This is a genomic window from Duganella sp. AC237 (genome assembly GCF_979254035.1).
On sequence record NZ_CEEDEW010000003.1, the window covers coordinates 5116985 to 5130631 of the forward strand.

At 64.7% G+C, this 13647-nt stretch carries 7 protein-coding genes and 1 tRNA gene; 1 reads left to right on the forward strand and 7 read right to left on the reverse strand.

Annotated elements, in window-relative coordinates:
- Positions 1–283: 283 nt before the first annotated feature.
- The 7 genes from AC0IYS_RS22710 to AC0IYS_RS22740 form a co-directional block, all read right to left on the reverse strand.
- Entirely contained in the window at positions 284–3286 is a 3003-nt protein-coding gene (locus tag AC0IYS_RS22710) for a sensor histidine kinase (RefSeq protein ID WP_471707308.1), read from the reverse strand.
- Between the two features lie 242 nt (positions 3287–3528).
- Positions 3529–3605, reverse strand: a tRNA-Pro gene (locus tag AC0IYS_RS22715).
- A gap of 151 nt (positions 3606–3756) precedes the next feature.
- Positions 3757–4464 carry a fumarylacetoacetate hydrolase family protein gene (locus tag AC0IYS_RS22720; protein ID WP_471707309.1) on the reverse strand — a complete coding sequence of 236 codons (708 nt, stop codon included), beginning with the start codon at positions 4462–4464 and terminating at the stop codon, positions 3757–3759.
- A gap of 98 nt (positions 4465–4562) precedes the next feature.
- Positions 4563–5174 (reverse strand): TetR/AcrR family transcriptional regulator, encoded by a 612-nt coding sequence (locus tag AC0IYS_RS22725; protein WP_471707310.1) that lies wholly within the window; start codon positions 5172–5174, stop codon positions 4563–4565.
- Between the two features lie 144 nt (positions 5175–5318).
- Positions 5319–6767: an AdeC/AdeK/OprM family multidrug efflux complex outer membrane factor gene (gene adeC, locus AC0IYS_RS22730; RefSeq protein WP_471707311.1), complete on the reverse strand. Its 1449-nt coding sequence runs from the start codon at positions 6765–6767 to the stop codon at positions 5319–5321.
- A gap of 11 nt (positions 6768–6778) precedes the next feature.
- Positions 6779–9922, reverse strand: coding sequence for an efflux RND transporter permease subunit (locus AC0IYS_RS22735; protein WP_471707312.1), 3144 nt, complete (start codon positions 9920–9922; stop codon positions 6779–6781).
- A 15-nt stretch (positions 9923–9937) separates the two neighbouring features.
- Positions 9938–11155 (reverse strand): efflux RND transporter periplasmic adaptor subunit, encoded by a 1218-nt coding sequence (locus AC0IYS_RS22740; RefSeq protein WP_471707313.1) that lies wholly within the window; start codon positions 11153–11155, stop codon positions 9938–9940.
- A gap of 251 nt (positions 11156–11406) precedes the next feature.
- On the opposite strand from AC0IYS_RS22740, the gene AC0IYS_RS22745 reads away from it, so the two are divergent.
- Positions 11407–13593 (forward strand): diguanylate cyclase domain-containing protein, encoded by a 2187-nt coding sequence (locus AC0IYS_RS22745; RefSeq protein WP_471707314.1) that lies wholly within the window; start codon positions 11407–11409, stop codon positions 13591–13593.
- The last annotated feature ends 54 nt before the right edge of the window (positions 13594–13647 follow it).

Here is a 13647-nt window from a genome sequence, read left to right on the forward strand (position 1 = left end):
TCCGGCCGCGCGACCTGAGAATACTGCCAACGCGGTGCAATGCCCCGGCGGCAAGATCCACAGGGTATCGCGACCGGAGATACCGGAGCACGCGCTGATATTTACTCAACGTTGGCATGATTACCTCCCCTGTCGCTAAATTGCCAAAAGCAACCTAGGTCGCGTATTCCGAACGTGATTTCCTACTCCCGGTTCACACCGGGAAGGTCATGTGACAGCGGCCCGCAGCGATGGGGCTTAGGCAGGAGCATCCCCGCGCAGTTGTTTCCAAGTCGCGTATGAACTAACAATAGGCCAGCCTGGCGCTTAAGGTCACCACCACTGATGTACCGGCGCCGGGAGCGCTGTGGATGGCCAACTCTGCGCCGATCCGCGCGGCTCGTTCACGCATGCCGGGTAGTCCCCAATGGCGCTCGCGCTGCCCGGCCTTGCGCACCGCCTCATCAATTCCGACGCCGTGATCGCTCACCGCGAGCGCAAGCTCGCCGGCGCCGTAGCTCAATTGCGCCACCACGTCGCTGCTGCCGGAGTGTTGAAGGGCGTTGGCGATCGCCTCCCTGGCGATGGCGACCAGTTCGTGCTCAACATCGCCCCGTAGTGGGCGCCGTGCGCCCCGCTCGTGCAGCGTGAACGCGACGCCGTGCTGGGCGCAGGGCCCCGCCCCGGCCGCTTCCAGCGCCTGCACCACGTTGACCCGGCATGCATGGTCGGAGCGCAAGTCCATCAACTGCTCACGGCCCTCCTCGATCACCGCATCGGCGGCGTCGAGCGCGTCGTCGATACGTTGCTGCACCTTGTCCTCCTTCGGCAGGACCGACTTGATGCTGTGGAAATGCAGGATCAAAGCCTGCACGCTCTGCAGAAACGTGTCATGCAGCGTGCGCGCAATGCGCTCCCGCTCGTCCAAGCGTGCACGCATGCGTTCCACTACGCGCGCTGTCATCAGGGTCAGGCGCCACAGGTAAAGCAGATACAGCGTGCCGGCCAGCAGCGCTGCGCAGACCAGCTTGAACCAGGTGGCCTGATAGAACGCCGGCGCAATGCCGAAGCTCAGGCTTGCCGGGGCAACGCTCCACAAGCCGTCCTCGTTGGCGGCCATCACTTCGAAGCGATAGTCGCCGGGACCGAGATTAGTATAGAAGGCTTGGCGCAAGGCGCCGGCGTCGCGCCATTCATGGTCGTGTCCGATCAGCCGGGTGCGGAATCGCGCGCGCTCAGGGATGGACAGCACGGCGGCTGTGAAATCGATGCGCAGGTTGTGGGTATGCTTGGGCAGGCCGATGCCGTTGACGGCAGCGTGCCGCCTGCTGTCGGTATTGAGCCAGGTGATCAGCGGTGTCGGCGCCACCGCGTTGCGGGCTATACGGCGTGGATCGATCGCGCCGACGCTGCTGGAGGTGGCGTACCACAGGCGGCCGTCGCCAGCCTCGGCGAGCGTGTTGAGCGGACGCACCTGTTGAGTTTCTCCCCTGTAGCCATCGAGGTAGTCAAAGCGCTCGACGGTGACCTGGTTCCGGCCGCCCTTCAAGACGCCAGCCAGATCGGCGGCACCGATACGGATCAAGCCACCCAAAGCCTGAAGCCACAGCTCGCCCTGGGCGGTCTGGACAATGCCCGCGATGCCTGCGATAGGTCTGCCGACGCTGTCGTTGAGGGGAACGAAGCGGCCTTCATGGAAGTGCGCCAGCCCTTGATCCCCGCCAACCCAAAGGGTGCCGCGCTGACTAAAAATGGACAGCACGTTGCCCACCCTCAGTCCTTCGGCCGGGCCGAATTGCTGAACTTTATCGTGGTGCAGCATCGCCATGGCATTGCCGGTGTAGCCGAACCAGACTCGTCCTTGACCGTCCGCATGCAGGGATACAGCACTGCGCCCGGCCAAGGCGGCATGGCCGCCGCCAGCGTGCCAGACGCCATCCTTGAAGGTATGCACGCCGCGCCTCGCCGCGGACACCCATAGCCGTCCGTCGTTCGCCATCGCCAGCGCCTGCAAAGGGCGCCGTTGCAAGGCCGATGTCAGCGGCCAGCGCTTGGCCTTGCCCTGGCGCCAGCTCCACACCCAATGCGGATCGCCGAACCAGAGTGTACCGTCAGAGGCAAGCGTGCCGGCGGTGGCGGAGTACATGTCGCTGGCAATGCGGCGCCCGTCCGCGGCCACGGCGAAGGTCGGCGGGAAAACCGGATAGCGCGACGAGTGGGCACTAATCCACACTTCCCCGTCGGCCCCGGTCGTGATGCTGAAATCGGTGCTAAAGGCCGGCATGTCTTGCTCCGTTAGCCGAGTTTCCCTTATCCGGTCCAGTCCATTCTCACTAATGAACCAGAGGTTGCCTTCACGGTCATCAAACGGCGCCCTGAATACGCGCATCGAGCTGAAATCGTGCGGAGCCACGAACTGCTTTTTCAACTGCATGTCGGGCGTGTACAAGCGCATCCCGTCGCCGGAGCCGATCCACCACGCATTGCGGCGGTCACGGTGGACGCTATACGGCGGCACCTCGAGTTGCGGCAGGCGCAGTGGCGTCAGTGTTTCCGCCACCGGTTCGAACAGCTGTGTGGTCTCGCCGAATTTAAAAACGATCACTTCGCCGTTGTCGGTCACCTGACTGCGCTGCATGCTTCCGAAAGCACCCACTTTCCGGAATCGGTGCGTACCGGGCACGTTGCGATACAGCCCGCTGAAGTGGGTCACCAGCAGACTGCCATCGCGCAGCACGTTTAACGATGGCATATCATCCGAGGGCAAGCCGTCGTCCGGTGTCACATGACGCCATTGCGCACCGTCCAGCCAATAAATGCCGGCGGCGCTGGAAAACCAATGCATGCCGTCGGAGGTTTTGCCGAATTGCGTTATGGCGCTTGGTGGAACGCCGTCCGCTTCGCCGTAGTGGCGCACCGCGCCTTGCTTGAAGATGGTGATGCCACCGTGCTCGTAGCCTACCCACAACGCATCGTCGATCAGAGACAGCGCGTGGACATTGGGCGACGTAAGCTTATTGCCGGCGATTTCGTCGATGCGTTCGAAGCGCACGCCGTCGAAGCGGAACAGGCCGTCCGTGGCGCCGATCCACAGCATGCCGGTACGGTCCTGCACAATGGCGCTGGCGTCGGATGGCGCGCCGTCGCGCTTGGTCCAGGCCGTGTGCGACAGGCTGGACTGCCAGAACGGCAAAGCCTCTGCGGCATTGGCCGACGCGCCACCCAAGCTCAAAGCGGCGGCAGCCAGCGTGCAGCCAGCCCTGATCGCCAGCTTCACACCCAGGCGCAGCGGCGACAGTACAGTCATCGACCTGTTTCGAAAGAAATGCATGCTATGCGACGAAAGTATCTAAAAGATAATAGTTTACAGCAAGCCAGCATTAGTCCCCTTTGAGACGATGACAGCTTATGAAGTACGGCGCTTTGACGTGCATCGCGGCCAGCGCCGCTTTACGTGAAGTGGAGATGAAAATCCGGACACGATCCAGACACGAAAGTCCAAAAACGAAAAAGGCCAATCCGAAGATTGGCCTAAGTCTTTGATTCTATTGGTCGGGGCGAGAGGATTCGAACCTCCGACCCCGTGCACCCCATGCACGTACGCTACCAGGCTGCGCTACGCCCCGACGAATTCGCAATTATAGCAGCCACTTTAAGTATTTGTCATGTTTGCTTTGAGCCACAGCTGAACAACGACGCCCGCCAGCTATTGAAACCGGCGCCGACCTGCTCGCACTGCGGCGCGCTGGCCGCCATCGACGCCCTGCTCTAAACAATTTACACCAATTTGACGGCGATGCCGGACAGGCCATCGACCTTGCCGGTCAAAGTCTGGCCGCGCACGACGGCGCCCACGCCCTCCGGCGTACCGCTGAAAATCAGGTCGCCCGGCGCCAGCGCGAACAAGGTCGATAAATTGGCGATGGTTTCGCTGATCGACCAGATCAAATGGTCGATGGTGGCCGACTGTTTGGTCACGCCGTCGACGTCCAGCTGTATGGCGGCGTGGCCGATGTCGCCCGCTTCGGCGGCGCGGTGGATCACGCCGATCGGCGCCGAGTAGTCGAAGGCTTTGCCGATTTCCCAAGGCCGGCCGGCGTCGCGCATCTTGAACTGCAAATCGCGGCGCGTCATGTCCAGGCCAACCGCGTAGCCGAAGATGTGCTGCGCCGCGTCTTCCACGGCGATGTCGCTGCCGCCCTTGCCGATGGCGACCACCAGTTCGCACTCGTAGTGCAGGTTGCTGGTCACTTGCGGATACGGCAGCTCGACCACCTGCCCCGGCGCGACCGGCACCAGCGCTTGGGCGTCATTGGGTTTGCAGAAAAAGAATGGCGGTTCGCGATCCGGATCGTAGCCCATCTCGCGCGCGTGGGCGGCGTAGTTGCGGCCGACGCAGTAGACGCGGCGAACGGGAAAGAGATCGGTGGTACCGGCGACTGGCAGGCCGACGATGTCGTGGGCGGGAATAACGTAGGAAGTCATGATGCTCCGATGGCTGGAATGGGAGATCAGCCATGGTACAACAACAAAAACCGGCCTGCTCGGCCGGAAACACTACGAGACAAATTCGTTGGGCCGAATCAGGTCATCAACAGCGCCGTCATCGCGACGCGGAAGGCTTCCGTCAGGCCGTCGCGGTCCAAATCCGGCCGGTTCAGCGCACGAATGTGCAAGCCCTGGAAGTACGAGATCATGGTGTCGACGCGGCCATCTAGCAGTCTGTCGTCGACCGGCAGGTTGCGGCGCTCGCGTCCCGCCTTGACCAGCAACCGCAATTGGCTGCGCGAGTTATCCTCGTGCACCTGCAGTTTGGCGGCGATCGCCGGATTGCGCGACGCCTCCGCGTACATCTCCAGCGGCACGTGCCACGGCTGCGGATCGAGCGACTCGTCGATATGCCGGCGCGCGTCGTCGATCATGGCCTGCAGGGGATCGTCGCGCGTCTGCAGGTCGACCAGCAGACCTGTTATGTATTCGCTCTCGCGCTCGACGATCGCCATGATGATGGCGTCCTTGCTGTCGAAGTAATTGTAGATATGGCCGGCGCTCATGCCGGCCTGCTTGGAAATCTCGGACATGCTGGCGCCGTGAAAGCCACTGCGCGCGAAGCACACGGCCGCCGCCTCCAGCACCTGGTTGCGGCGGTTCTGCGCACGTTCCGGGTCGGTGCGTCGTTTTGCGGGGGTAGTCATGTCGTGTCCTTGGGTCTCTCTCTATGCCTGGGAGCGGAACTGTGGCGATGCCGACGGGGTTTGTCAATCCACCCCTGGGTCGAAACGGCGAGGGCGCAACAGCCATCGAAATGGCCGCCACACCCACCGCCCGCCTGCGGAAGTCTAGCCGCGCGGAGGATTGCCTTGTTGCGCAACCTCGGGTTGCCAGCCGCCGCCAAGCACTTTATACAAGGTGACGGCGTTGCTGGTCTGGTTCAGGCGCGTGCTGATCAAACCCTGCTGGGCCGAATACAACGCGCGCTGCGACACCAGCGCGTTCAGATATGTGTCGGCGCCCTTGCGGTAACGGGCGTCGTTGATCTTGAAGCTCTTCTCGGCCGCGTCCACCAGCGCCTGCTGCGACGCCAAACGCTCGTCGATGGTGCCGCGCGTGGCCAGCGCGTCGGCCACCTCGCGGAAGGCCACCTGGATCGCCTTCTCGTACTGCGCCACATAGATGTCGCGGTCCGTCTTGGCGATACTCAGATTGGCGCGATTGACGCCGCCATCGAAGATCGGCAGGTTGATTTGCGGCGCGAAGCTCCACGTGCCCGAACCGGACTTGAACAATCCGGACAGGTTGCGGCTGGCGCTGCCGCCCGACGCCGTCAGCGAAATGCTGGGGAAGAAGGCGGCGCGCGCCACGCCGATGTTGGCGTTGGCGGCGCGCAGCGTGCGCTCGGCCTGCTGCACGTCGGGACGGTTGCGCAGCAGGTCGGACGGCAGTCCGGACGGAATCGCGGCCAGTTGCGTGACCGGATTGAGTTCGTCGGCGGGCAGCAGGTCGGCCGGCACGGCGCCGCCCACCAGCAGGTTCAGCGCGTTCTGGTCCAACGCCACCTGCGCGGTGTAGGTGGCGACGTCGTTGCGGGCCGATTGCACACTGGTCTCGGCGTCGTACATGTCGACGCCGGAGGTAACGCCGTTCTCGAAGCGCTTGCGGCTCAAATCATAGGTGATCTGCTGGCTGCTCAAGGTTTCCGCCGCCAGCTTCAAACGCTGCTGGTCGGCCGTCAAGGTCAGATAGGCGTTGGCCACTTCGGCCACCAGGCTGATTTGCTGCGTGCGGCGCGCTTCCTCGGTGCCGAGGTAGGTCTGCAAGCCCGCTTCGGAGGCGTTGCGCACCTTGCCGAAGAAGTCCAGCTCATACGACGGCATCGACAGCCCGCCGCTGTACTGGCGCACGATGGCCGCTTCGCCGGTGCCGGTCATATTGGCCGGCGTGCGGGTGACGCTCTGGCTGACGCCCGCGTTCACCTTCGGCAGCAGCGCCGCCGTCTGGATGTTGTACTCGGCGCGGGCACGTTCGATGTTGAGCGCCGAAACGCGCAGATCGCGGTTGTTGGCCAGCGCCAGCTCGATCACTTTGCGCAGGCGCTCGTCGGAAAAGTACTCCCGCCACTGGATTTCCGACACCGGTTTGGCGTCGGCGGCGGCCGGCGGCACGCCTTTATACGCTTCGCCCGTGGGCCAGGCCTGCCCCACCGGGGCGGCCGGGCGCTCGTACACGGGCGCCAGGCTGCAACCGGCCAGCAGCGCCAGCGAGGCCATGGTGATTAAAGACTTATGCATGATTTTCATGATTAATGCGCCTCCACGTGCGAGGTAGGTGCCGGCGGCGTGGCCTTCTTCTTGCTGAAGAAGCCGCGCACCAGCACAAAGAACAGCGGTACGAAGAAGATACCCAGGAAGGTCGACGTCAGCATCCCGCCCAAAACGCCGATACCGATGGCGTTCTGGCTGCCCGAACCCGCGCCGCTGCTGATCGCCAGCGGCAGCACGCCCAGACCGAAAGCGATCGACGTCATCAAAATCGGACGCAAACGCTGGCGCACCGCTTGCAGGGTAGCGTCACGCAGTTCGACGCCCTGCTCCTGCAGGTCCTTGGCGAATTCCACGATCAGAATCGCGTTCTTCGCCGCCAGGCCCACCACCGTCAACAGACCGACCTGGAAGTACACGTCGTTCGACAGTTTGAACAGGAAAGTCGCCAGCACCGCGCCGACCACGCCCAGCGGCACGATCAGCAGCACCGAGAACGGAATCGACCAGCTTTCATACAGCGCGGCCAGGCACAGGAACACGATCAGGATCGAGATGCCGTACAGCGCCACGGTTTGCGAGCCGGAGTCGCGCTCTTCGAGCGACAGGCCGGTCCACTCGTAGCCGATACCGGGCGGCAGCTTGGCCGCCAGGGCTTCGATTTCGGCCATCGCCGTACCGGAGCTCTGGCCCGGCGCCGGGGCGCCCAGGATTTCGCTCGAGGACAGGCCGTTGTAGCGCTCCAGACGCGGCGAGGCAAAGATCCACTCGCCGGTCGAGAAGGCCGAGAAAGGCACCATCTCGCCGTCAGCGTTACGGACGAACCATTTCTTCAGGTCTTCCGGCGCCATCCGCGATTCCGCCTGGCCCTGCAGGTACACCTTCTTCACGCGGCCACGGTCGACGAAGTCGTTGACGTAGGCGCTACCCCAGGCGTTACTCAATACCTGGTTGACGTTGGCCACGGTCAGGCCCAGCGCGATGGCTTTCTGCTGGTCGACGGTGATCTTGTACTGCGGCGTGTCTTCCTGGCCGTTCGGACGGACGCCGACCAGCACCTTGCTCTGCGCGGCCATGCCCAGCATCTGGTTACGCGCGGCCATCAAGGCCTCGTGACCGACGCCGCCCGTGTCCTGCAGCTGCAAATCGAAGCCGGAAGCGTTACCCAGTTCCAGCACCGCAGGCGGGGCGAAGGCGAACACCATCGCGTCCTTGATCTGCGAGAACGCACCCATGGCGCGGCCGACGATGGCGCCGACGGCATGGTCGGCGCCCTTGCGCTCCGACCAGTCCTTCATGCGGACGAAGGCGATACCGGTGTTCTGGCCGTTACCGGCGAAACTGAAGCCGGCCACCGCGAACACCGATGCCACCGATTCCTTCTCGTTGTTCATGAAGTGCTGTTCGACCTTTTCGATCACCTTGAGCGTGCGCTCCTGGGTGGCGCCGGTCGGCAGCTGGATCTGCGTGAACAGCACGCCCTGGTCCTCTTCCGGCAGGAAGGAGGTCGGCAGGCGCATGAACACGAAGGCCAGCACGCCGAGGATCAGCGCGTACACCACCAGCGAACGGCCGCCGCGATTCAGGATCTTGCCGACGAAGCCCTCGTACTTATGGCTGCTCTTTTCGAACGTGCGGTTGAACCAGCCGAAGAAACCGGTGTTGATCGCCGTGTGGCCCTTCGGCACAGGCTTCAACAAGGTGGCGCACAGCGCCGGCGTGAACACCATCGCCACGATCACCGACAGCACCATCGCCGAGACGATCGTGATCGAGAATTGGCGGTAAATGACGCCGGTGGAGCCGCCGAAGAAGGCCATCGGCACGAACACCGCCGACAGCACCATGGCGATGCCGACCAGCGCTCCGCTGATCTGGGTCATCGATTTGCGCGTCGCCTCGAGCGGCGACAAGCCCTCATCCGTCATCACCCGCTCGACGTTTTCCACCACCACGATGGCGTCATCGACCAGCAGGCCGATCGCCAGCACCACCGCGAACATGGTGAGCGTGTTGATGGAATATCCAAGCACCGACAGGATCGCGAAGGTCCCCAGCAGCACGACCGGCACGGCCATGGTCGGGATCAGGGTGGCGCGGAAGTTTTGCAGGAACAGGTACATCACCAGGAACACCAGCACGATCGCCTCGACCAGGGTCTTGACGACTTCCTCGATCGAGATCTTGACGAACGGCGTGGTGTCGAAGGCGACGACGGCCTTCATCCCGGGCGGGAACAGTTTTTCCAGTTCCGCGACCTTGGCCTTGACGGCGGTGGCGGTATCGAGCGCGTTGGCGCCGGTGGCCAGCTTGATGGCCATACCGGTGGCGGCGTTGCCGTTGTAGCGCGACAGCACGGCGTAGTTCTCGCTGCCCAGTTCCATGCGGGCGACATCGCGCAGGTGCACGGTGGCGCCGCTGGCGGAGGTTTTCAGCAGGATCGCGCCAAACTGCTCGGCGGTTTGCAAGCGGCTTTGCGCCGACACGGTGGCGTTCAGTTGCTGGCCCTTGGCGGCCGGCAGGCCGCCCAGTTCACCGGCGGAGACCTCGGTGTTTTGCGCGGTGATGGCGGCGCTGACGTCGGCCGGCGTCAGTTGATAGCTTTGCAGCTTGGCCGGGTCGAGCCAGATGCGCATGGCGTACTGCGAACCGAAGGCGGTGACGTCGCCCACGCCTTCGACGCGGCTGATCGGATCGATGACGTTGGCGGCCACATAGTCGCCCAGGTCGGCCTGCTTCATGCTGCCGTCCTCGGAGATAAAGCCGAGCACCATCATGAAGTTCTTGGTGGCCTTGCTGACCACCAGGCCCTGTTGCGTGACGGCGGCAGGCAGCAGCGGCGTGGCCAGTTGCAGCTTGTTCTGCACCTGCACCTGCGCGATGTCCGGATTGGTCCCGCTGCGGAAGGTCAGCGTGATGCTGATGCCGCCGGTCGAATCGCTCGAGGAGTTCATGTAGCGCAGGCCGTCGATACCCTTCATCTTTTGTTCGATGACCTGGGTGACGGCGTTTTCCACGGTTTTAGCCGAGGCGCCAGGATAGGAACCGGAGATCGAGATCGATGGCGGCGCGATGCTCGGATACTGCGCGATCGGCAGTCCCATGATCGCGAGTACCCCGCCGAGCATGATCACAATGGCGATCACCCAGGCGAAAATGGGGCGGTCAATAAAGAAGCGTGACATAAGCTGGCTCCTGTCTTAGTGCGCGCTTTTGGCGGCAGGCGTGGCGGCGGCGGCAGCAGGTGTGCCCGACCCGCCAGGTGCGGCGGCGGGAGCGGCAGCGGCCACCTTGGCCGGCGCGCCCGGTTTGACTTTTTGCAGGCCTTCGACAATCAGCAGGTCGCCGGCGGCCAGGCCGGATTTGACCAGCCATTTGTCGCCCTGGGTGCCGCTGGTGACCAGCACGCGCTGTTCGACCTTGCCCTGCGGGTTGAGCACCAGCGCGGTGGCCTGGCCCTTCTGGTTGCGGCTCACGCCCTGCTGCGGCACGGCGATGGCCTGCTCGTCGACGCCGGCTTCCACCACCGCGCGCACGAACATGCCCGGCAGCAGATCGTTTTTAGGATTCGGGAACAAGGCGCGCAGCACCACGTTGCCGGTGCTGGTATCGACCGAGACGCCGGAGAACTGCAGCTTGCCTTCCTGCGCGTACTTGGTGCCGTCGGCCAGCATCAGGGTGACCTTGGCCTGGCCCGATTGTTTCAGGCTGCCGCTTTCCATGTCGCGTTTGAGGCGCAGCAGGTCTTCGCTCGATTGCGTGATGTCGACGTAGATCGGGTCGAGCTGCTGCACGGTGGTCAGGGGGTCGGTCTGGTTGGCGGTCACCAGCGCGCCCGGGGTCACCGTCGAACGGCTGATACGGCCGCTGATCGGCGCGTAGACGTGCGTGTAGCGCAGATTGATCTGCGCCTCTTCCAGCGCGGCGGCGGCCGATTCCACATCGGCCTTGGCCTGGGCGTCGGCGGCGACGGCGTCCTCGTAATCCTGGCGGCTGACGCCTTCGATGGCGACCAGCTCTTTATAACGGGAGACTTTCGGGCCGCTGGTCAGCACGCTGGCCTTGGCCTTGGCCAGGGCCGCCTTGGCCGAATTGACGCTGGCCTGGTACAGCGACGGGTCGATCTGATAAAGGGGGGTGCCGGCCTTGACGTCGGCGCCCTCGACGAACAGGCGTTTTTGTATCAGACCGTTGACCTGCGGGCGCACTTCGGCCACCTGGAAGGCGGCGGTGCGGCCCGGCAGTTCGGTCGTGATTTGCAGCGCTTGCGGCGCCACCTTGAAAACGCCCACTTCCGCCACCTGCGCTTGAGGTGCTGCGGGCGTGGATTTGGAGCAACCGGAGACGAACACGGTGGCGGTGATCAGGGCTGCTGCCCCGGCCGTCCGCAGGGACGGTTTGCAGAAAAGAGCTTCCATGGCTTGGGACTTTCTGTAGAAATTATGAGCACAGGCCATAGAATGAACGATCATTCTAACTATGTCAAGCCAGCATTTAATTATGTAAAGCAACTTTAAGGGTGCTTTAAGCAGCCTCCCCCGGTGGACTGTGGTTGCACACAGGGAATTTGTCTATAACAATGGAACTATCTGAACTTTCGGGTGATACAATAAAATTACTTTCTTTCAGTTACCTTTCAGTCCCGACGCACAGTAGAAAACTTGCCGTTATGACCACGCCCACCGTTCCCGGCTCCGGCCCGCGCCCCGCCAGGCCCCGGCTCACCACCTTGGTGACGGCGGGTGTCGGCGCCACGGTGCTGCTGACGGTGCTCTCGCTGCTGATCCTGGTCGAGCACTTCGGCTCCAAGTACGCCGAGCGCGAAGCCGGGCAGCGCCTGCAGCAGCTGTCGTGGCAGACGCGCGACGCCCTCAACCGCGTGGTGCAGAAAGCCGTCGGCGACGTCCAGCTGCTGACCGACCTGCCGCAGGTGCGCGACGCCCACTCGCCGGCCGAGGTGCGCGCGGTACTCGAGAGCGTGCAAAAAGCCTTCCCCGACTACGCCTGGATCGGCCTGGCCGCGCCGGACGGGCGCGTCTATGCCGCCACCCAGGGCATGCTCGAGGGCGCCGACGTCGGCGCGCGCGACTGGTTCAAGGGCGGGCGCGACAAGCTGTTCGCCGGCGACTTCCATCCCGCCGTCCTGCTTGGCAAGAAACTGCCGGCCAGCGTGGACCCGTGGCGCTTCGTCGACGCCGCCGGCCCGGTGACCGGCGCCGACGGCAGCGCGCGCGGCGTGCTGTGCGTGCACATGAGCTGGGGCTGGGCGCGGCGCATGGCGCAAACCATCGTGGCGCCGGCGGACCGGGCCTACGCGGCCGACATCTTCGTGGTGCGCGCCGACGGCACCATCATCCTCGGCCCCAAGGGCATGGAGGAGCGCAAGCTCGACAGCGAGAGCGTGCGGCTGGCGCGCACCGGCGCCACCGGCGCGGTCCGGGAAACCTGGGCCGACGGGCGCAGCTACCTGAGCGGCTACTCGGCGACCGGCAAGGCGGGCGACCCGGCCACCCTGGCATGGTCGGTGATCGTGCGCCAGCCGGAGGACGTGGCGTTGGCCTCGGCGCGGTCGCTGGAGCGCCGCATCCTGCTGCTGGGCGCCATCCTCGGGCTGGCGATGGTCGCGGCGGCTGCCGTCGTCGGGCGCCGCTACACCCGCCCGCTCAACGCGCTCAGCCGCAACCTCGAGCTGCGCTCGGCGGCGGCGCCCGGCGCCAGCGGCCTGCCGGCCATCGTGCAGGTCGACAGCTTCCACGAGGTGCAGGTGCTGTCGAGCGCACTGACGCGCATGCTCGACAACGAACAAGCGCACCTGGCGGCGCTGCGCGCGCTCAACGAAAAACTCGAATCGACGGTCGGCGAGCGCACCCGCGAGATCGCCCGGAAGGCCCTGCAACTGGAGCGCGCGCTGGACCAGGAGCACAGCACGCAGCGGCTGCTGCAGGAACGCGCGGCCGAACTGCGCGCCATCCTCGACAACGCGCACGACGCCTTTATCGCCCTCGATCCGGGCGGCGTGGTGCTGGACTGGAACCGCCAGGCCGAAAAGCTGCTGGGCTGGACCCGCGCCGAAGTGATCGGCCAGCCGCTGGCGGCGATGGTGCTGCCGCCGCTGCTGCGCCGCGCCTACGAGCGCGACATGCGCCAGCTGGCCGAGGCCGGCGCCGCCGGGGCCCACGGCGCGGCCAGCGACACCACCGTGCTCAACCGCCGCGTCGAGCTGACCTTGCACAACCGCGACTGCCAGGAGCTGCCGGTCGAGATCTCGCTGGCCTACGTGCCGCGCGCCAGCGGCCACCTGTTCATCGCCTTCCTGCACGATATCAGCGAGCGCAAAAAACTGTTCGCGTCGATGGAAGAGATGGCGCTGCGCGACACCCTGACCGGCCTGCCCAACCGCCGCGCCTTGTTGCAGACCTTGGCCGAGGCGCTGCAGCGCGCCCACCGCACGCGCCAGTGCTGCGCCGTCTACTTCCTCGACCTCGACCGCTTCAAGCAGGTCAACGACCGCTACGGCCACGAGGAAGGCGACGAGCTGCTGCGCCAGTTCGCCGAGCGCGTGCGCCAGACGGTGCGCAAGACCGATACCGTCGGCCGCCTGGCCGGCGACGAATTCATCGTCATCGTCGAGATGCTGCATCGTGAAGCCGACGCCCGCGAGGCGGCCGACAAGCTGCTGGCGGCGCTGCGCCGGCCCTATCCGCTCAAGACCGTCACGGTGCAACTGGGCGCGAGCATCGGCATCGCCGTCCACCATCCTGACGACCCACAGGATATTGAAATGCTACTCGGGCGGGCCGACCGCGCGATGTATATTAACAAGCAGGAGGGCTTGCAGCGCGTGGCCCGCGGCTAGCCGGCGCCGGCCTCGCGGCGCTTTGTTCGCTAGCGTACGCAACCTTTCATACCA

Excerpts from the sequence above, each read along its gene's own strand:
- AC0IYS_RS22740 (WP_471707313.1), bottom strand. The coding sequence starts at position 11,155 with ATGGAAGCTCTTTTCTGCAAACCGTCCCTGCGGACGGCCGGGGCAGCA.
- AC0IYS_RS22725 (WP_471707310.1), bottom strand. The coding sequence starts at position 5,174 with ATGACTACCCCCGCAAAACGACGCACCGACCCGGAACGTGCGCAGAAC.
- AC0IYS_RS22710 (WP_471707308.1), bottom strand. The coding sequence starts at position 3,286 with ATGACTGTACTGTCGCCGCTGCGCCTGGGTGTGAAGCTGGCGATCAGG.
- AC0IYS_RS22735 (WP_471707312.1), bottom strand. The coding sequence starts at position 9,922 with ATGTCACGCTTCTTTATTGACCGCCCCATTTTCGCCTGGGTGATCGCC.
- AC0IYS_RS22745 (WP_471707314.1), top strand. The coding sequence starts at position 11,407 with ATGACCACGCCCACCGTTCCCGGCTCCGGCCCGCGCCCCGCCAGGCCC.
- adeC (WP_471707311.1), bottom strand. The coding sequence starts at position 6,767 with ATGCATAAGTCTTTAATCACCATGGCCTCGCTGGCGCTGCTGGCCGGT.
- AC0IYS_RS22720 (WP_471707309.1), bottom strand. The coding sequence starts at position 4,464 with ATGACTTCCTACGTTATTCCCGCCCACGACATCGTCGGCCTGCCAGTC.